The organism is Flavobacterium sp. B167r, from assembly GCF_056824315.1.
The window spans coordinates 1,588,677-1,608,928 of the sequence record NZ_CP124859.1 but is presented as its reverse complement, the minus strand read 5'-3'; the positions used below and the strand labels follow the sequence as shown (position 1 = coordinate 1,608,928).

14 protein-coding genes and 1 riboswitch are annotated in these 20,252 nt (G+C 32.8%); of the genes, 3 read left to right on the top strand and 11 right to left on the bottom strand.

Features of this window, described 5'->3' with window-relative positions:
• Positions 1-25 precede the first annotated feature (25 nt).
• From thrA to QLQ96_RS07250, 7 genes are all read right to left on the bottom strand, one after another.
• Positions 26-2,440: a bifunctional aspartate kinase/homoserine dehydrogenase I gene (gene thrA, locus QLQ96_RS07280; RefSeq protein ID WP_482495916.1), complete on the bottom strand. Its 2,415-nt coding sequence runs from the start codon at positions 2,438-2,440 to the stop codon at positions 26-28.
• Between the two features lies 1 nt (position 2,441).
• Positions 2,442-3,425, bottom strand: coding sequence for an alpha/beta fold hydrolase (locus QLQ96_RS07275; protein WP_482495914.1), 984 nt, complete (start codon positions 3,423-3,425; stop codon positions 2,442-2,444).
• 78 nt (positions 3,426-3,503) lie between these two features.
• Positions 3,504-3,611, bottom strand: a riboswitch (SAM riboswitch).
• A gap of 187 nt (positions 3,612-3,798) precedes the next feature.
• Complete coding sequence (locus tag QLQ96_RS07270; protein WP_482495912.1) at positions 3,799-3,996, bottom strand: hypothetical protein; 198 nt, start codon at positions 3,994-3,996, stop codon at positions 3,799-3,801.
• A 642-nt stretch (positions 3,997-4,638) separates the two neighbouring features.
• Positions 4,639-5,727: a homoserine dehydrogenase family protein gene (locus QLQ96_RS07265; RefSeq protein WP_482495910.1), complete on the bottom strand. Its 1,089-nt coding sequence runs from the start codon at positions 5,725-5,727 to the stop codon at positions 4,639-4,641.
• Positions 5,728-5,933: 206 nt separating this feature from the next.
• The gene (locus QLQ96_RS07260; protein WP_482495909.1) at positions 5,934-7,238 is read right to left on the bottom strand and encodes an O-acetylhomoserine aminocarboxypropyltransferase/cysteine synthase family protein; all 1,305 of its coding nucleotides are present in this window, start codon (positions 7,236-7,238) and stop codon (positions 5,934-5,936) included.
• A gap of 75 nt (positions 7,239-7,313) precedes the next feature.
• Entirely contained in the window at positions 7,314-7,499 is a 186-nt protein-coding gene (locus QLQ96_RS07255; protein ID WP_482495907.1) for a hypothetical protein, read from the bottom strand.
• A 336-nt stretch (positions 7,500-7,835) separates the two neighbouring features.
• Positions 7,836-10,682 (bottom strand): TonB-dependent receptor plug domain-containing protein, encoded by a 2,847-nt coding sequence (locus tag QLQ96_RS07250; RefSeq protein ID WP_482495905.1) that lies wholly within the window; start codon positions 10,680-10,682, stop codon positions 7,836-7,838.
• A gap of 552 nt (positions 10,683-11,234) precedes the next feature.
• Between QLQ96_RS07250 and metK the strand changes: the two genes are divergently transcribed.
• Positions 11,235-12,485: a methionine adenosyltransferase gene (gene metK, locus QLQ96_RS07245; protein WP_482495903.1), complete on the top strand. Its 1,251-nt coding sequence runs from the start codon at positions 11,235-11,237 to the stop codon at positions 12,483-12,485.
• Between the two features lie 108 nt (positions 12,486-12,593).
• Here metK and QLQ96_RS07240 read toward each other — a convergent pair whose 3' ends face one another.
• From QLQ96_RS07240 to QLQ96_RS07225, 4 genes are all read right to left on the bottom strand, one after another.
• Positions 12,594-14,342 carry a hypothetical protein gene (locus tag QLQ96_RS07240; protein WP_482495901.1) on the bottom strand — a complete coding sequence of 583 codons (1,749 nt, stop codon included), beginning with the start codon at positions 14,340-14,342 and terminating at the stop codon, positions 12,594-12,596.
• Between the two features lie 150 nt (positions 14,343-14,492).
• Positions 14,493-14,825 (bottom strand): hypothetical protein, encoded by a 333-nt coding sequence (locus tag QLQ96_RS07235; RefSeq protein ID WP_482495899.1) that lies wholly within the window; start codon positions 14,823-14,825, stop codon positions 14,493-14,495.
• 92 nt (positions 14,826-14,917) lie between these two features.
• Positions 14,918-17,605, bottom strand: a complete 2,688-nt coding sequence (locus tag QLQ96_RS07230) for a carboxypeptidase-like regulatory domain-containing protein (RefSeq protein ID WP_482495898.1) — start codon at positions 17,603-17,605, stop codon at positions 14,918-14,920.
• Between the two features lie 36 nt (positions 17,606-17,641).
• Entirely contained in the window at positions 17,642-18,526 is an 885-nt protein-coding gene (locus QLQ96_RS07225; RefSeq protein ID WP_482495897.1) for a GLPGLI family protein, read from the bottom strand.
• Positions 18,527-18,739: 213 nt separating this feature from the next.
• Between QLQ96_RS07225 and QLQ96_RS07220 the strand changes: the two genes are divergently transcribed.
• Positions 18,740-19,555, top strand: a complete 816-nt coding sequence (locus tag QLQ96_RS07220) for a hypothetical protein (RefSeq protein WP_482495895.1) — start codon at positions 18,740-18,742, stop codon at positions 19,553-19,555.
• On the top strand, positions 19,555-20,169 hold the full coding sequence (locus QLQ96_RS07215; RefSeq protein WP_482495893.1) for a deoxynucleoside kinase: 615 nt from the start codon (positions 19,555-19,557) through the stop codon (positions 20,167-20,169). Before QLQ96_RS07220 ends, QLQ96_RS07215 begins: the two co-directional genes overlap by 1 nt.
• Positions 20,170-20,252 lie beyond the last annotated feature (83 nt).

Here is a 20,252-nt window from a genome sequence, read left to right as displayed (position 1 = left end):
TTCTTCTTATTTGTTGCAATAAGGTTTATCCTTTATCAGACAATCTTAAAATATCTCCAAAAACTCCTCTCGCTGTTACCGCAGAACCCGCACCGGCACCTTGAATAACAATCGGACGATCTCCATAAGATTCTGTGTAAATTTCAAAGAAAGAATCAGAGCCTTTTAATCCGCCAAGCGCTGTGTCTGATGGAACTGAAACTAATTTTACTTCTAAATTTCCCTTGTCATTCTGCAAATCTCCAGACAATTCACCAATATATCTTAAAACGTGATTTGGCTGTTGTTCTGCTTTTATTTTCGCATAAATTGAATCGAATTCTTTCAATTTCGTTAAGAAATCTGCCGCACTTCCTTCACGCAAGTGTTCTGGAATTAAATTCTGAATTGAGATTTCTTCAAATTCATTTTGCAAATCCAATTCTCTAGCTAAAATTAATAATTTTCTTCCAACATCATTTCCACCTAAATCCTCACGCGGATCTGGTTCTGTATATCCGTTATCAATTGCTTCTTGCAAGATTTCGCTGAAAGGCGCATCTTTCGCAGAGAAATTATTGAATAAATAACTTAATGTTCCTGAGAAAACTCCTTTAATTTTAGTGATATTTTCTCCTGAAAGATGCAGTAATTTGATCGTATCAATTAACGGCAAACCTGCACCAACATTGGTTTCATATAAATAATTCTTTTGATTTTCTTCTAAAGCGCTTCTTAGTTCTTTATAGAAACCATAGCTCAATGTATTCGCTACTTTATTAGAAGAAATCAAGTCAAAACTGTTCTCTATAAGCGGAATATAGTTTTCGACGAAAGTCGCACTTGCCGTATTATCAATTGCGATTAAGTTTTCTAAATGATGTTCATTTGCATAAGCAATAATATCTTTTATTGTGTAAGCCTCGCCTTTTGTTTGAATATCATTTTTCCAACTGTTAGTAACGCCATATTTATTCAAAAGGAGCTTTTTTGAATTCGCTATAGCGAAAACATTTAGCTTAACATCTTTACGTTTTTCAATCGCTGAAGCCGACTCTAAAATCTGATTGATCAAAGTTCCTCCAACTAATCCGTGGCCGAAAATTGCAATGTTGATCTTTTTAGAAACACCGAAAATTTCGCCATGAATTACATTTAAAGCTTTGTTCAATTCTTCTTTCTTCACAACCAAACTCACGTTTTTACCCGTAACCGTATTGTTGAACAAAATCGGAACAATTTTATTTTTGATTAAGGCGGTGTAAGGTTTATGGAAAGTGCTCAAATCCTGACCAATAATCGAAATTACCGATACATTATCTGTTACCGTAATCTGATTAACATCTTTAGAATAAAAGTCATTTTCGAATTCTTTTTCTAATTCGACCATTGCAAGCGTCGCTTTTTCAGTTGCAACCACAAGTCCGATTCCTCTTTCTGAAGAACCTTGCGAAATGATACTCACACTGATATTATGATCGCCCATTACTTTAAAAATTCGGGCATCAACTCCTGATTTTCCAAGTAATCCTCGTCCTTCAAGATTTACTAATGATACGTTTTCTAAAACTGAAAGCGTTTTAATTCCTTCTTTAGAAGAATCTGAAGTGATTAAAGTTCCACGGTTTTCGTGATTGAAAGTATTTAAAATTCGTAACGGAATATTCTTTTCCAACAAAGGAATAATCGTTTTGGCATGAAGAATCGTTGCGCCGAAATTTGCCAGCTCATTTGCTTCATTAAACGATAAATATTCGATTTTCTTAGCATCTGCAACCAAATCAGGATTTGCAGTGTAAATTCCGTCTACGTGCGTGAAGTTTTGCAATTCTTCAGCATTTAAATAATTTGCGATTAACGAAGCGGTATAGTTACTGCCATTTCTACCTAAAGTAGTTGTGTCGTTGTTGTTGTTAGATCCAATGAAACCTGTAACTATATTAACCGTTTCTCCGTTATGTTCTTTAAAATAATTGACTACATTTTTCTTTGAAAGCTGCTCCAAAGGCTGTGCATCGCCAAATTTAGAATCGGTTTTCAATAACTCTCTCGTATCAACGAAGTTTGCTGGAATTCCTTTTTCCAATAAAATAGCCGTTAATAATTTAGCCGAAAGCAATTCTCCTTTCGATAAAATCTGATCTTTGATTTTTTTGCTGTAATCTCCAATTAAGCTTACACCTTCAAAAAGTTTATCTAAGACGTTAAATTCTTCTGACAAATCAACTTTCGGGTAATCTGATATCTGATATTTTTTAAAATTCTCTAATAATTCTTTATAACTGCCATTTTTAACAGCGATGCTTAAGATAAATTCCAATTCGTCTGTCGCATTTCCGCGCGCAGAAACCACAACGGCAATTTTTTCACCTTGATTTACTTTATCTGAAATGATAGAAACAACTTTATTAAGTCCTTCTCCGTTTGCTAACGATTTACCTCCAAATTTTAATACTTTCATTTTATTTCTTTATTGTTTCTGCCTTAAAAATGTCGGCAAGTAAATGATCTAATTGTTTGTACTCGATTAAAAAAGCGTCATGTCCGTGAACCGAATCAATTTCGCTATAGAAAACATTGTCTTTGAACTTCTTCAATTCTTCGTAGGTTTCTACGTTTTCTTTTGCTGTAAAAAACAAATCCGAATTGATTCCGACAATATGAATTGATGCTTCTGTTTTAGACATTAATTCTTCAAAACTTTCACTATTCCTAGTGATATCAATTGTTTTAAGCAACTGATTCATTAATTTATAAGAAGATAATTGAAATCTTTTCTGCAATTTTTTTCCGTGATGCTCCAACCAGCTTTCAATATTAAAAATCAAAAGATCTTGATTGATGGTACGCTGGAATTTTTGTTTGAATGATTCTGGCGAACGATAACAAAGCATCGCATGAATTCTTGCATCTTCGATTGGTTTTGAAGAATTGTTTAAAATTTGCTCTTGCAAAAAGCAATTTGCAATAAGCCAGTCGGTAGATTTCCAATCGCTCGCAATCGGAATAAGATTTTCTGTGATGTTTGGCGCTAAAGCTAAAATTTCCCAAGCAATTCCACCTCCGACAGAACCTCCGATAATGGCAAAAAGCCTTTCGATATTTAAAGCCTTTACACCTTCAATAAATATTCTTGCAATGTCTCTGGTAGTAAAATCTAAATAATTATTGATTAAGAAAGAATCGCTTCCGTTTCCAGGAATATCAAAGGCTAAAACGGTATAAACAGCAGTATCGATGGTTTTACCTTCGCCAATTAAGTCATTCCACCAGCCATTTTCGCCAGTTACCTGTGAGTTCCCTGTTAAGGCATGATTAACCAAAACAATAGGCGCGCTGTGCAACGGCTGTCCTGCAAGCGTAAAATTTAACGGTATAGAATGATAAGATGCACCACTTTCTGTGATAAAATCTTGAATTATAATGGGATTTGGTATATTTTCCAATTTCAAATCTGTTGTATTATTGATTTGTATATGGAAATATTAGAAAGAAAAAACTAGGTTTAACTAGAAAAAATCTTGTTGTTATCTTTCCATGTTTGGCATGGTAGAATGTAGCACCTTCTTCGTTTTACCGAAGGGTTGCTAAGGCTTCATCGGGTCTAATCCCTCGTCCTTTCTTTATAACATTTCAATATTTGTTTGAACTTAACGAGTGCAAATTAACTACTATTTTCTCTAACAAACAAATTTTATCTAAAAGTGTTTGTTAAATTTCTGAGACTAAATCTAGAAAAACTATTATACGCAAAAAATTACCGAACAAAAATGCACAGTAAAATTAAGCAGGTTTTACCCTAATATATGATACTTTTCTTTAGATAAAAAGCGTTTCATTTTCTTTTGAATACATCAAAAACAATAAAGAGTTTGGTGCTTTTTTGGCACTACCTTTATCTTCTGTAATTCCAAAGCTTGGGTGAGCCAATTCATTTGTTGGCGGCGGATTACTATTTTTTGTCCTTCTGTTTTTCAATTTAGAAATTTTTTCTGCGAAGTAGTTCAATTTGCTCATGATATTAAGTTTTAGTTAAGTTGTGTTTTATAATCTTTATTTCTCTTTTATCTTTTTGTTAAATCATTTTCTGGAATAAAAAAACCCTTTTGGATTTTTAGATACCAAAAGGGTTTAAGTTTTTCAAACTCATTTATGCTTTTAGTATCAACAGACGTACGCGCAAATAAGCGCGACAGTAAACATCTTGTTTATCTGTAAGGATTTATTCATCTGTGATTTATATTGTATTTTAAAATTCTGCATTTCTGTTAAATTAAAAAGCCTCCTAATATTTCTTAGGAGGCTTTTACTATATTATTATTGTATTCTTACAATTTTTTAAGCAATAGACACCCCCGCCTCGGTCTTAACCGAAATGGCACAAAACATTTTGTTGACTTTTAAGTTCATTTATTTCTAGTAGTTTTTGGGTATAACAAATATGCAAATATTTTTCTTATTACACAAATAAAATTCAAGAATTTAATTACAAAAATCGTTAAAATTGTGTTTTTTAACGACAAAAAACATCTTACAAAACAAATTGAAAGATAAATATGACTAAAACAATCAAGAAATCAGTGCTTTTTGCTTTCTAAACTTCCTTAACAAATCAGTTTATCAAAGAACATCAGTTATATTTTTCTATTTTTGAGAGAATTAAGACAAAACAGTCTCTTTATTTCTAATTCTTTCGGCAACTTTTAGAATATCGGTTATAATTCCTCTCGAAATTGCCTGCTTACATGCTGGAGCACTCTGAATTACAAGCGGAACATTTGCATAAGATTTTGTAAAAATTTCAAAAATGGTGTCAGATCCTTTTAATTGGCCGATTGGAGAATCTACTGGTTCCGAAATCAATTTAACTTCTAAAGTGCCTTTTTCTACATCAAACTCGCCAACATATCTTAGCACATGATTTTCGGCTTGAGTAATTTTGGTGATTTTAAAAGCTTTATCTACAGCCTCTTTATTTAATACTCCGTTTCTTTCTAAATGTTCTTCGGTTATAAAAGATTTGATTTTAATGTCTGAAAGCTCAAAATCTTTTCCTATTTCTCTAGCCAATATCAAAAGCTTTCTCGCTGTATCGTTTCCTGAAAGATCTTCTTTAAAATTCGATTTCATTAAGCCTAAAAGGCTTGCATCTTTTAAAACAGATGAAAACGAAATGTCTTCCGATGAAAATCGATTAAAGACATAACTCAGATTATCAGAGAAAACACCTCGAATCTTCGTGATCTTTTCGCCCGAATAATACAAATCTCTTAAGGTCTGCAAAACCGGAATTCCTGTTTCTACTGAGGTTTCATACAAAAACTCTTTGTCGTACTTTTTAAGATCGGCTCGAAGTTCTTTGTATAAATTGATTGGAAGCGTATTAGCTTTTTTATTTACCGCCACAATATTAAATCCGTTTTTGACTAACGTGTTGTAATGCTTCACCAATTCATCGCTGGCTGTTGCATCTACGGCAATCAAGTTTTCGAATTCATTTTCTTGTGCAAATTCAACAATATCTTCTACTTTAAAAGGAACTGCCAATTGTCTAAAATTGGTTTCCCAAGCATAGCCAACGCCTTCTTTTTCAAAAAAAGCAACCGTCGAATTGGTTATTATCGGAAAATGAAAATCAACATTTTTACTTTCAAGAAAAAACTCCTGACTTTCAACAATTTGATTAATCAAAGTACTTCCGATATTTCCAATTCCGAAAAGGATAATGTTTATTTTAAGCTTTGACATAATTTCTGTTTTTTTTTAACCATATAAGTTATATAAGTTCATTTAATTCCTTGCGTTACAATTTATATGCAAAGAAATTCGTCTTTATTTAAATGAACTTATATAACTTATATGGTTCAATTTTTTATAATGATGCTTTTCATAAAAAATTACCTTTAGCAAAACCACTCGCTAAAGGCAATTTTTCAAACAAAAAACAAAAAAACCTAATTTTTATTGATGCTGTATTGAGAAAGCGAAACGCTCTCAAAAACAGTTTGCAGATCTGCAATCAAATCTTCAATATCTTCAATTCCTACAGACAAACGAATTAAGTCTTTAGAAACTCCTGTTTCTACTTGCTCTTCATCTGTTAATTGCTGGTGCGTAGTACTCGCTGGGTGAATAATTAGTGATTTTGTATCACCAATATTGGCTAACAGAGAGAATAATTTGGTATCGTCTACTACTTTTTTCGCAGCGTCAAAACCTCCTTTTAATCCAAAAGTGATAACGCCACTTTGTCCTTCTGGCAAATATTCTTTCGCTAAAGCGTTGTATTTACTAGATTTTAAGCCTGGATAATTTACCCAAACCACCTCTTCTTGTTTTTCTAACCATTCGGCCAGAGCCAAAGCATTTTCACTATGTTTCTTAATTCGAATTGGAAGCGTTTCTAGCCCTTGAATAATCTGAAAAGCATTAAATGGACTCAAAGCAGCACCAAAATCACGTAGACCTTCAATACGAGCTTTTGCTATAAAAGCTGCATTTCCTAAGGCTTCATGATATACTAATCCGTGGTATCCTGCAGATGGCTCGGTAAATTCAGGAAATTTTCCGTTTGCCCAGTCAAAGTTTCCAGCATCAATGATAACGCCTCCTAATGAAGTTCCGTTTCCTGCGATATATTTAGTTAAGGAATGAATAACAATATCGGCACCATATTTAATTGGGTTTAATAAATAAGGTGTCGCAACTGTATTATCTACTATAAATGGCACTTTGAAGGCTTTGGCTTCTGCCGAAATTGCTTTTAAATCGAGCACATCTAATTTTGGATTTCCAAGAGATTCTACAAAGAAAGCTCGTGTATTTTCTTTAGCTGCTTTAGTAAAATTTTCAGGTTTTGAAGGATCAACAAAAGTTGTTGTGATTCCTAATCTTGGCAACGTAACTTTAAGAAGATTATAAGTTCCTCCATACAAACTGTTTGAAGCTACGATGTGATCTCCTGCTTTTAATAAAGTTAATAATGTTGTAGAAATTGCCGATGCTCCAGAAGCCGTAACAACAGCTCCAATTCCGCCTTCTAATGCTGCCAAACGTTGTTCTAAAATATCGTTTGTTGGGTTATTTAATCTTGTGTAAATAAATCCAGCTTCGGCAAGACCAAACAAATTGGCTGCATGATCTGCGCTGTTAAATACATATGATGATGTCTGATAAATTGGCACAGCTCTTGTTCCTGAATTTTTAGTAACGTCGTGGCCTGCGTGTAATGCGTTTGTTGCAAATTTTTGTGTACTCATGATTTCTTAGTTTTTTTAATATTGTTAATACGTATATATTGTAGTTTGCTTTTAGAAATTGCTATTGAATTTAGATTAAGCGAAAAATTCATCTGCTTCTTCCTCTAGTTCATACATTTGAAACAGTAATGATTTTTGACTTTTATTCTGTTCTGCGTTTATTCTTGAAATTTCTCTTTTTACTTCTTCAGATGTATTGTCGTTATTTTGAGAATTGTTTCTTAATAAATATTCTATTGCGATTGAATTTAATGTTTTCATGATTTTTTAATTTTAAATGATTTGGAAATAAAAAAGCCCTTTCGGATGGCGACCAAAAGGGCTTATAGTTTAACTATAACAAAGATTTTCTCTTTCACTTTTGGCAACAGCAAGTTGGGATGCACATTTGCATCATCTTACAACACATCATATTTCTTTTTGCTATTGCTTTCATTTTTGTATTAATTAATCTTATTTTTTAAACTCGACTATTTCTATAGAGTAAAAGTAGTAAATATTTTTAAACCACCAAATTAAAATCAAATTTTTTGTGTTTTATTTTTTTGAAATCTCTTTCAAGCCTTTTAAATAAAGACTTGAAAGAAATTATTTTAATTAGAATTTAAAGCTCAAACGAGCAAATCCAAATCTTCCGTTCAATCCAAATTGAGAAACCGCTCTTGAATACGCAAACTGATTCGCATTTGTCAAATCTGTACTTGGCGCTGGAGACAAAGTTGGAGTTGTGTTTGTAAATGCCGGAGTTGAAGGATTATTTCTGTCTGGATAAACATCTCCTATATTATTAACTCCAATTGTTGCTCTAAAATGCTCATTGATCTGATATCCTAAAGACAAATCGGTCACCAATTTTGCGCTGTATTCTGGATGTTCGTATACAGAAGAAAATCCGTCTAGATTAACATCTGTTGCTCCTGGATCTGTTACTTTTCCGAAATAACTGTTTCTTAAATAAATGTCCAGTTTTTTAATACTGAAAGTCGTCATCAAATTAGCTTTCAATTTCGGAATTGCTTCTTCTAAATATACTCGGCTTGATTCTGGGAAGAATGAATAAATATAAGGATCACCTCCTGCATCAACAATAGATTTTGGCACATGCAAATCGCCAACCCTTTTGGTTTCGTTAAAACTAAATGCAAAATCATTTCTGATTACGAAATCTTGAATGACATCATATTTCTGAGAAATCACCAAATCAATTCCTTTGGTTTCAGAATCGATACCGTTTGTCCAGAACGAAGCTCTTTCTACACCTTTCAAGTCAAATGCTTGTTGAAACAAAGTCAATGCTTCTGCTTGTTCTGGCGAAGTTGCAGCGCCAATTTGTGCATCTGTTGGTCTAGAATATTGCCCAGACAATACAATTCTGTCGTTGATTCTTGTAAAATAAGCATCAGTTGCAATGGTTATGTTAGCTTCAGGAATTTTGAATGTAAATCCTGTACTGATGCTTTTTGATTTTTCTGGTTTTAAACTCTCAATTCCAATACTTTTTGCTGCCTGCGAATCATTTGTAAAATATCCAACTTGATATGGAGCACCGTTTATAAACTGAGTTGAACTTGCTTCAAAATATCTTTGCTGTAAAGAAGGCGCTCTAAAACCTGTTTGCCCAGAAATTCTCCAATTAATGTTGTCTGTTAATTTTAAAAGAGAAGCCAATTTGAAAGTCACTGTATTTCCAAAATCTGAATAGTTTTCATAACGAGCTGCTCCATTTACCAACCATTTTTCTGTAGCATTCAATTCTAAATCTATATAAGCCGCTCCACTTTTTCTATCTTTTTCTTTTGCATCTGAAGGCTGAAACCCAGAAAATCCTTGCGCTCCTGCTCCACGTTTGTTTCCATAAAAGTCTGTTACGATTAATGGCGAATTGCTTGGAAGAATTCCCGGAACTAAATTTCCGTTTACATCATACAATCCGTAAGAAGCTTCTTCTCCTGCTTTAATTTGGTAGTTTTCATATCTAAATTCACCTCCAAAAGCCACGTTTAATCCTGAAAGAACATCATATTTTCTGCTAAAATCTAAATTGGTCGTACTTTGTAAAAACGACACTTTTCCTGCATCAAAACTAAAAGGAGAATTCGTTCCTAAAGTCGCATTGATAGTATTATTTACATCATAATTAAAGGAGTTTGTCCCTAAGTTGGTGCTCAAATCAGTATCAAAACCAAATAATTGCGTGTTTACTCCAACTGCTCCTGAAGCATCTAGTATTTTTGATTCAATTTCTGGTAAAAATCCGTTTTCATACACTTGCGTGAAAGTATTAGAACCATTTGGCAATCTGTTGAACGCATACGATTTACCGCTTCTATAAGAAACTCCACCAAAAGAATATAAAGAAGTGATTTCGCTTAAAGGATATTTAGCATTAAAATACACTTGCCCAGAAGCCAATTCTGACTGTCCAACACTCATATTATAATCGCTTCTCTGCTGACCTCTGTATGCTAATTCATTATTCGTTACATCAAAATTTAAAGCCGTCTGCATCTGTCCAATTGTAGATGCTGATGCAATAGCACTTTGCTGTGCCGTTGTAAAATACCCCACTTGCGGCGCATATTGTTTCAAAGAAGACAAAATCTGAGCTGAATTTGCAGTTGTATTAATATTGCTAAACAAAGAGTTAATTTCTACACCATCTTGCGCCGCTCTGTTTTCAACCGCATTGTAAGCATTAAAAATACCGTTGCTTCTAATTCCCGCTCTACTAGTTGCTTGTCTTGTCACGGCAGTTCCTGTCACATTCAAGAAACTTCCTGGCTTACCTAATGAAGTTCCGTAATTTAAATCAATCTGAGCGGTTTGTCCGTCTGCTCCGCCTTCAAAATTGTTTGATCCTGAAGACAGATTCGCTCCGTACTGAATTCCTCCAGTCAAATAATTAGCATTCTTTTTCAATACGATATTAATTACTCCGGCAATTGCATCAGAACCGTATTGCGCGGCCGCTCCGTCTCTTAAAACTTCAATTCTTTCGATAGCAAAAGATGGAATTGCATTTAAATCGGTTCCCACAGATCCTCTTCCTGGCGATCCGTTTATGTTTACCAAAGCACTGTTATGCCTTCTTTTTCCGTTTACTAAAATTAAAACCTGATCTGGCCCTAATCCTCTTAATTGCGCGGGATCAACGTGGTCTGTTGCATCTGCCGTAGATGTTGGGTTACTGGTAAACGACGGCGCAACATAATTTAAAATTTGAGTTACACTTGTTTGCGGCGCTCCTTTTGTTATTTCTGATACGTTAAAAACATCAACCGGAACTGGCACATCTGTTTTTACTCTGTTTTTGCTTCTTGATCCAATAATAGTAACTTCAGACAATTCGTTGTTTTTTAAACTATCCTGCTCTTTTTTATTGTCCTGAGCATAAAGTCCTGAAAAAGTCACAAGACCTAAAACGATTAGTACATTTTTCTTCATTTCTTTTTTTTACTGATTAATTAGTTTTTTGGTTTAAAAAAATCTTAGAGATTTCAATTTTAGCATAAAAAAAACCTCTGCGGTTTGGCAGAGGTTCTATTTATATTTTTATTGAAAAAATAATTACAATAGCGTCTCTGCGGAGAACTCCGGCATCTTACAAGACATCATATTGCAAACTGTAAATTTCATTTATTTCTTTTGTTTTAACGGGGCAAAATTGCGAACTATTTTTGAATCAGCCAAACAAAAAACAAAATATTTTCCATTACCCTATCAAAATAGTATGTTATTGTTAAATTTCTACTATAAATAATAAAAAAAGTTGAACTTTAATTTGCAAATCAAAATGGTTTCATACCTTTGCACCCGAAACAGAGGAAAAATTTGAACTGATTGCAACCTCTTCATAATGAAATGGTTTTGTTATGAATGCTGAAAGATTAATTTCGGCAGTAAAAAATGCTAAAGCAGGAACTCTCCTTTAGCCCTTTTTAGCAATTACTTTCCCTGCTGAATTTTTAAAAACTAATATATTATTATTACATTATTATGGCTTATTTATTTACGTCAGAATCTGTTAGTGAAGGGCATCCAGACAAAGTTGCAGATCAAATTTCGGATGCATTAATTGACAACTTTTTGGCATTTGACGCTGATTCAAAAGTAGCTTGCGAAACGTTAGTTACAACTGGTCAGGTGATTTTAGCAGGTGAAGTAAAATCGAATACTTACCTTGATGTTCAGCAAATCGCTCGTGAAGTAATCCGTAAAATTGGATATACTAAAAGTGAATATATGTTTGAAGCAAATTCTTGCGGAATTCTTTCAGCTATTCATGAGCAATCTGCAGATATTAATCAAGGTGTTGACAGAGCTAAGCCAGAAGAGCAAGGTGCTGGAGACCAAGGAATGATGTTTGGTTACGCTACAAACGAAACTGCAAACTACATGCCGTTGGCTCTTGATTTATCTCATAAATTATTACAAGAGTTAGCTATTTTAAGACGTGAAAACAAAGAAATCACGTATTTACGTCCAGATGCTAAATCTCAAGTAACTTTAGAATACAGCGACGATAACAAACCAACTCGTATTGATGCAATTGTTATCTCAACTCAACACGATGATTTTGATGAAGAAGCTTCAATGCTAGCTAAAATCAAAAAAGATGTTGTTGAAATCTTGATTCCAAGAATTATCGCTAAAAACCCAGAGCACGCTCATTTATTCAACGATAAAATCAACTACCACATTAACCCAACAGGAAAATTCGTTATTGGAGGACCTCACGGAGATACTGGTTTAACAGGAAGAAAAATCATTGTTGATACTTATGGTGGAAAAGGTGCTCACGGTGGTGGTGCATTCTCTGGAAAAGATCCAAGTAAAGTAGATAGAAGTGCTGCTTATGCAACTCGTCATATCGCTAAAAACTTAGTTGCTGCTGGTGTTGCTGACGAAATCTTAGTTCAAGTTTCTTACGCAATTGGAGTTGCTCAACCAATGGGAATTTTCATTGAAACTTACGGAACTTCTAAAGTAAACTTAACTAACGGTGAAATCGCTAAAAAAGTAGAAGCTATCTTTGATATGCGTCCTTACTTTATCGAGCAGCGTTTGAAATTAAGAAACCCAATCTACAGCGAAACTGCTGCTTACGGACACATGGGACGTCAGCCAGAAACTGTAACTAAAACTTTCTCTGCTCCAGGCGGAAACGAAAAAACAGTTACTGTTGAGTTGTTTACATGGGAAAAACTTGATTTTGTTGACCAAGTAAAAGCTGCATTCGGATTGTAAATTTAGATTTATAGACTGACTTAGATTACTAGAATCTCAGTTAGTTAAACATAAAAAGCCGATTTCTAAATTAGAAATCGGCTTTTATTTTATACTTATAATTCTTTATTAATATGTTCCGTTTTGCATTTTAGCTAAAACTTCTTTCATTTGGCTTCCTGTTTCTTCATCAACATCGCTAGTGATAAATTTTACTGCTAAAGTCTGCGTTTCAATTGCTTTTTGCTTTTGCCCATCTTTATAATATAATTGAGCCAAAGTATCTAAATAATAAGGATTGTTTTTGGTTACTACTAAACTATATTCAGACCATTTGATGGCATCTTTAATAAAATTTATATTTTGAGGATTCTCTACTACCGTCCAAGCTGCATTATTGCAAAGATTTGAATGATAGTCTTTAAACGAATTCCATCCATCATAAGAATAGCTTGAACTAGAATCTAATCCTGAAAAAATAGCATCTAATCTCTCAATTGGGCTTCCTCCTGCTAAAGTCTTGTCAAAATAAATATTAAACTCTTTTAAGAAAGTTATATTGGACCCATCATTTTCTTTAATTTGAGCTAAGTAGTAAAAATAATTTCTATAAACATCAAAATTGCCTTTTCCGGATTCAATGATTCTTTTGTAAAGTGAATTGACTTTTTCTTTATTAATTTCTCCAGAAGCTCCATCTTGAGAAAGATACAGATTTTGCTGTAAGGCATCTGAAATTTCAGAAACTACATTTCCAACAATATGAAGTTCTCCTTGTTTACTATTAAAATCAGCTCGCTTACTTTCAATATCCTCTGAATGTTTTAGCAAATAATCGATTGCTAAGAAATCTGTATCGTTTAAAATTCGGTCTGTATTAAAAAGCTGTTTTGTAAACCCTTGGTTTTTGATTTCTTTAATAATCGTTTCTGCCAAATACATATTTACAGCTTTATCTTTTTGATGCGCTTCAATCAATTTTTTCCAAGCTTGAGCCACTACTTTTTGGTCCAAAGATGTTTTTGCAATTACAAATTCAGTCGAATTAGGATCCGTTGCTGAATCATAATCATAAGATGTTTCTAATAAAGCTGCTTTATTAAAAGCGGTAATTAAATCTGCATCTGAAGCTTTTTTGTTCTTTAAAACATTATCTATCGAAAGGAATGCATTTGCTCTCTGAAGTTTTCTATAAAAATCTCCATAATACCCAAACTGATATTGTTGCGTAGCCAAATCTGATTTTGCCACAGCCAATTGGTTTCCTTCCCCGTTTAAAATAATTACACTAGGATCGCTACTGATTTTATTATTTTTAAGCCATTTTTTATCATCTTCTCCAGCCAAATAATAATTGTAAGTGTCGTATTGAGCATTGTACGCATCATACATATTATATCCTGTCTGCGTTTCCTGCTCTTTTATAAAAGTATCAAAACTTTCTTTTGCTGTTTTATTTTTGCTGTCAACAATAACTACCAAGAACTTATTACTAGCCGCTTTTGTAGCTTCTATTGCTTTTTTAAGATTATTTTCGACTTTTAATTTAAAGTCATATCTCGTATACGCTGGCGAAATATCATCAACTACTGCCACTGCACTATCTACTACAACTCCAGAACCAAAATCATCATTGATCAAAGTATTCTCTTTTCCTGGATAAGTCCAATTTGTTATGGATTGATTTTCTATCGGAACAACCGTAGAAACTTTAGCCGGCTTCTCCTCTTTTTCGTTTACAAATACTAAAGGATCTTTTCCATATTGATCAGAAATTTTCAACTCTTTTGTTCTTTTATCGAAAGATCCAATAAGATTTAAATCACTTATAACTGTCAAATCATAATTAATTATTACTTCTGAAACATCTTTTGGCAAGGCATATTTGCTAACATTGCTTTTCCCACCATACTCTTCGTAAACTAAATAAAGGAAATCCGCTTTATCTATTTCGAAATCTAAATCGTTCGTTTTCCATTCAGGATCAACTTTCGTTTTAATATCTGCAATTTTCTGATATTGAACCGATTATGAACCTTTTTGAGTTCCGATATAAAAAGAATAATAGGAAGGATTCAAAAATTTAATCTTAACTTTTTTTGCATTTTTATCTTTAACAAAAGAAAGGTCAAATTTATTTTCTGTCTTTTTGCTTTTGATGAAAACTAGCGAATCGCCTTTAATTTCGTAACCTCCAGAATAAAAAACCAATTCATATTTATTATCATCTAATAAATTTAATTTAATCTTTTCTCCTTTATTTGTAGATAAATAGGTTCCTTTTTCAATGCCATTTGTTTGAGAGAAAGAAACAAACATTCCGGCAAATAGAAGTGAAAAACTCCATATAAAATTGCGCATGATTACGTTTTTAGTCATTAATAATATAGCGCAAAGATATTTGATTCTTCATTAAACAAATCACAAAAACCACAATATTGGCACCAAAAATACTACAAATTGTATTTCATTGAAAATATGATGTAGCGCGGTTGAACTGTGTATTGAGAAACTCGCGTTGAGAATTGCGAAAAGCTATCATCGTTAAGATATTTAGTGTTCAACAGGTTAGTTGCCGAAACTTTATATTCCCATTTGCTGTTCTTTTTTTGATAAACCAAACTCGCGCTTAAGAAATCATATTCATTGTCAACCGTTTTATCTCCGTTATAATAATGATAGAATTCATATTCCGAAACAAAAGAAAAACTATCCAAAAAATAATAATCTAATCTTGCGAATGGCTTATCAGTATAAAAAGTTGATCCGCTGTATTTGTTAACCAGCAAATTATATCCAAACTCAATATTTGGAAGGTTTTTATAATTTGTCGAAGCCCTTATCGTATAACTCTGAACAAAACTTTCTGTTGTAGCCAATTGATCGTTTTGAATATTATTAAATTTCGACCAATTAAAACTAGCATTTGCAGAAGCTTTGTAATTCTTTAAAAACGAACGCCCGTAATTTCCCATTCCGCTAAAAGTTTCATCGGCTAAATTGGAATTATAAGGAACAGAAGATTGGTTAATTCCGTCGAAATTGGCTTTTGTTTTAATGGCGTCTACTTTTCTCGTGTAAGTTGCGTTGGCAAAAATGTTCTCAAAATTGAACATATTATATTTAAAGTAACGAAGCGAATGCACTTGTGAAGTGGCATTTTCTAAGAATCGATTTCCGCGGAATAAACTGCTATAATCTGACAAAACATAACCTGAAGCCAACTGATTAATATCGGTAAAATCGTTTGTTAGAGAGAAATTATAAGTCAAGGTTTCCGCTTTTTTAATTTGATATAAAGCAAAGAAATCTGGAAGCACTTTTACGAAATTTTGAGAATAATCGGTTCCCAACTGTCCGTTTGTCATTTGATAAGTGTGCAAACTTACTCCCGGCGTAAAAGTGAATTTTCCTGTTAGAATTTTATAATGAAAACCTAGAAAAGCATCATTAAAACTATAATCTACGTCATTATTATTTTCGGCATCATTCAAATCGTTTTTATTGCCGTTATCTAACATTTGGAAAATGTGCGAATTAAAATTTTGATACGAATATGTATTTCCGAATGTAATATTGATATTGCTTTTTGGCGTTACCATATAATAGTAATCCAATTTGGCGTCTAGTTTATTGGTTTTTACAAAACGATCTTGGTTCAAATCATTTCTATTCTGGCCAGAAATATATCCAGACAAATCAAAAGGCTGTGTTCTTAAATTGGCATTGTAAAACGGATTTTCGTCTTGATATAAATGCTGCATTTCGAAGGCAAAAATATTTTTACTGCTTTGCGTATAATACAAATTCAAATTTTGATTGATAGAAGTTGGATCTTGTTTCTTTTGAGTTAAAATCGTTTCTGTTGCTGAAATATTATTTACAACCGATTCACGAAGCAAATCTGTATCTTCATTCTGCTTTGATAATTTGGTCAAAATATCATAATCAAACTGAAATTTATCATTTGGTTTGTAAGTCGAACTCAGTTTAAAAAGTCCTAAATTATTCTTTTGATGCGTCTCTTCTTCACGTTTCTGCTGATCGCCAGAATCTAAAATCGTAGTTTGAGATTTTGTTTCTAAGTCTGTTTTTGATGTCGAAAGAATTCCGAAACCGCTAATATTCCAGGCTTTATTGACAGAATAGGCAAAGTTTGTTGCTCCAAATTTGGTTTCGATTTCTTTTGCACGATTATTTCGCAATAATGAAATTCCTAAATCATTGGAAGAAACATTAAAATTGCTTCCTCCTTTTTTCATCATATTTTTAAATCCGCCCGTGAACTTAAAATAATCTTGCGCGGTAAGTGGCAATTCTCCAATATTATTAAAATTGGTAATTAAATTAATACTGTATTTTGGACTATAATAGAATAATTTCGGATTAATAATATAACGGCTATCTAGTTCTGCAACGCCAATTCCTGCTGTAACATCGCCAAACCAAAAGTTCTTTTTTCCGTCTTTTAATTTGATATTCATTGCTACATTATCCTGATCGTTTTCAAGACCTTTTAGTGCACTTACTTCATTGTAATTTCGTAAAACCTGAATTTTATCAATAGCATCGGCGGGAATATTTTTAACGCCTAATTTAGTGTCTCCGTCAAAAAAATCTTTTCCTTCAACCATTAATTTACTGACTTTTTTTCCTTCCACTTCAATTTCTCCGTCTGCATTTACCTCAACTCCAGGAAGTTTTTTCAAGACATCTTCCAATTTTCTCTCAGTTCCAGATTTAAAAGAATCGGCATTATAAACAATGGTATCTCCTTTTATAGAAACAGGCATTTCGCGAACAATTTCTACCCCTTCCAATTCGATTCCGCTGCCATCTAAAACAATATTTTGAGCCATGTTTTCAGACTTTGTAGCTACTGAAATTTCTTTAGATTTCATTCCCAAATAACTAACTTTAATCGTATAAGCGGTATTGGGTTTTAAAGTGAGCTGAAACTTTCCTTTGTCATTGGTAATTCCATACGAATCCATTGCTTTTGTGCCATTATTTATAGCCATGATATTAGCCATTTCCAACGGATTTTTCTGTTCGTCCTGAATAAAACCATCAAAACGAATACTTTGCGCAAAAGAAAAAGAAGTGATTAAAAAGGCGACGAAAAAATATAATTTGTTCATTAAAAGAATACTTAGAGTAAATATAAAGGCTTCGAATTATCTTCCCATCGGAGGAGGTCCGCCCGCACGACCGCGATTCATCTCTCTAAATTCTTCCATTTTTTTAATTACCGTTTCGTCATATTCTTTCTGAGAAATTACTTTTCCTTTTTTAGAAGGTTTTATTTCTACTTTATCTTTTGCATTCAAAACAATTTTCGAACATAAAATAGTCGTAGTCCCATCGTTAATTTCTAAAATTAAACCTGGAAGGCTCCAATAATTTTCTGGACCCTGATTAATAGGGATTTCTGGTGTGTACCAAGCTGTTACTGTAATTTCTTTTGGCATTTCAAAATTGTCAGCAAAATTGGTTTTGGTATCTCCCGAAGTCTTTTTTTCTTCCTCCTTTTTGTCCTCTTTTTTAGGTCTAAAATTTCTAAAATCGGTTTTGCTTGCCTCTTTTACTGCTGTTGCTTTATAACAATTGTAACCGCCAATTTGTTTAGTTTCTTGTTCTAATTTCCAGTTTAATTTTGGAAGAGAATCGACAACAAGAAATTCTTTACCCATAAATTCTTTATCGATGGTATAGGTTTTTGTTTTTACATCTTTATAAAAAGTTCCGCCTCCTCCAGTTAGAGAACCAAACATCATACGGAAACCTCCTTGCTGTTGGCCTGGCGCTTCTAATTTTTCTTCTTCTTTATAAATAGATGCCGATTTATCGAAATTTAAAATGAATGTCTTTTCAAGCATTTTTTTCATACGCTCTTCCATACTTTTCTGCATTTCTGGCGTAATGTCTCTGTTTCCTCGCATTCCTTCAAACTTTGGCGCTTGGGTTTTTGACTCATAAACAGCCATTCCTTGAAAATCTTTTTGCGCTTGAATTTGCATAGAAACAAGCATCAGAGTCATATATAAAAATATCTTTTTCATTTTATTTTTTTTAAAGTGGGTAAATCCGATAAAACTTACACTCAAATGTATTATTTATTTTAAAATTCGAAAAACTAAATATATTAATTGTATTATGGCATAGACAAAACCGCCTATTTTTTAGACTATTAGGTTTAGAAAAGGTTTAAGGACTAAAATTGAAATTTTAAGAAGAGTTTTTCGTAATTTGGTGCTCTTGTAAAACAATTTCCAATGTATAGAACCGTGCAAAAAAATTTATTCTTCCTATTTCTTTTCTGCACTTTTCATGCACTTTCAGCTCAGGATTTGAGCATAAACCCGACTTTAATCTCACAGTATAAAAATACTTCCGACGAATTTTTAGGATATGATTCTTTTGGATATTCCTATCAAATTACAAATAACGTTTTTAGTAAAATTAAAGGGAAGGAAATTTTCGAATATAAGAATGTTTCTTTAGGAAAAATCACGAAAGTTGACCTTCAGAATCCGTTAAAAATTGTTTTGTTTTATGAAGATTTCAATAGCGTTGTTTTATTGGATAATCAATTGAATAAAATGACTGAAATTAACTTTTCACAAAATGCAACTCCAATTGTGGTAAGCGCAATCGGTATGTCAACACAAAATCAGTTATGGATTTACAATGCGTTAAATCAACAAATTGGACTTTTTGATTATTTAAGAAATGAATATAAAACAGTTTCAATTCCGTTGACTGAACAGATTCAATATTATCAAACCGATTTTAATGCTTTCTATTGGATTGATAAAAAAAACAATTGGTACTCTTGCGACATTTTTGGAAAGATAACTTCATTAGGAAAAGTAGCCGATTTTGATAAAATTGCGATAGTCAATTCTTCGCAATATCTTTTTAGTAAGGATAATTTATTACATTTTAAAGGGATTAATAAATCTAATTCCGATGTAATTTCTGAGATTAAAATTTTACAAAAAACCTTTGATAATTTCTATTACAAAGACCAAATTTTATCTATTTTTACAGTTACAGATATCACAAATTATAAAATCGTAACACCGTAATGCACATAGCAATAGCAGGAAATATAGGCGCAGGAAAAACCACTCTGACCAAATTATTAGCGAAACACTTCAAATGGGAACCTCATTATGAAGATGTAGTTGATAATCCCTACTTGGATGATTTTTACCATCAAATGGAACGCTGGTCATTTAATCTTCAGATTTATTTCCTTAATAGCCGTTTTCGTCAAGTGCAACAAATTCGCGAAAGCGGAAAGAAAATCATTCAGGATAGAACGATTTATGAAGATGCACATATTTTTGCTCCCAACTTGTATGCAATGGGTTTAATGACAAGCCGTGATTTTGAAAATTACACGTCTTTGTTTGAATTGATGGAGTCTTTAGTTAAAGCTCCAGATTTGTTGATTTATTTGAGAAGTTCAATTCCGAATTTAGTAGGACAAATTCACAAACGCGGACGCGAGTATGAAAACTCCATTTCGATCGAATATTTAAGCCGTTTGAACGAAAGATACGAAGCTTGGATTCAGACTTATACTAAAGGAAAATTATTAATCATTGACGTTGACAACATCAATTTTGTTGACAATCCTGAAGATTTAGGAAACATCATTAATAAAATTGATGCCGAACTAAACGGATTGTTTTAAGACACCGATTTCACGAATTTACACGAAATAAAAAAGCCTCTAAAATAATTTTTAGAGGCTTTTCTTTTAAGAGCTTTATCAAA

Bases quoted from the DNA above. Each gene is read 5' to 3' on its own strand.
- thrA (WP_482495916.1), bottom strand. From the start codon at position 2,440: ATGAAAGTATTAAAATTTGGAGGTAAATCGTTAGCAAACGGAGAAGGA.
- QLQ96_RS07270 (WP_482495912.1), bottom strand. From the start codon at position 3,996: ATGAGCAAATTGAACTACTTCGCAGAAAAAATTTCTAAATTGAAAAAC.
- QLQ96_RS07265 (WP_482495910.1), bottom strand. From the start codon at position 5,727: ATGTCAAAGCTTAAAATAAACATTATCCTTTTCGGAATTGGAAATATC.
- QLQ96_RS07260 (WP_482495909.1), bottom strand. From the start codon at position 7,238: ATGAGTACACAAAAATTTGCAACAAACGCATTACACGCAGGCCACGAC.
- QLQ96_RS07255 (WP_482495907.1), bottom strand. From the start codon at position 7,499: ATGAAAACATTAAATTCAATCGCAATAGAATATTTATTAAGAAACAAT.
- QLQ96_RS07250 (WP_482495905.1), bottom strand. From the start codon at position 10,682: ATGAAGAAAAATGTACTAATCGTTTTAGGTCTTGTGACTTTTTCAGGA.
- metK (WP_482495903.1), top strand. From the start codon at position 11,235: ATGGCTTATTTATTTACGTCAGAATCTGTTAGTGAAGGGCATCCAGAC.
- QLQ96_RS07235 (WP_482495899.1), bottom strand. From the start codon at position 14,825: ATGCGCAATTTTATATGGAGTTTTTCACTTCTATTTGCCGGAATGTTT.
- QLQ96_RS07230 (WP_482495898.1), bottom strand. From the start codon at position 17,605: ATGAACAAATTATATTTTTTCGTCGCCTTTTTAATCACTTCTTTTTCT.
- QLQ96_RS07225 (WP_482495897.1), bottom strand. From the start codon at position 18,526: ATGAAAAAGATATTTTTATATATGACTCTGATGCTTGTTTCTATGCAA.
- QLQ96_RS07220 (WP_482495895.1), top strand. From the start codon at position 18,740: ATGTATAGAACCGTGCAAAAAAATTTATTCTTCCTATTTCTTTTCTGC.
- QLQ96_RS07215 (WP_482495893.1), top strand. From the start codon at position 19,555: ATGCACATAGCAATAGCAGGAAATATAGGCGCAGGAAAAACCACTCTG.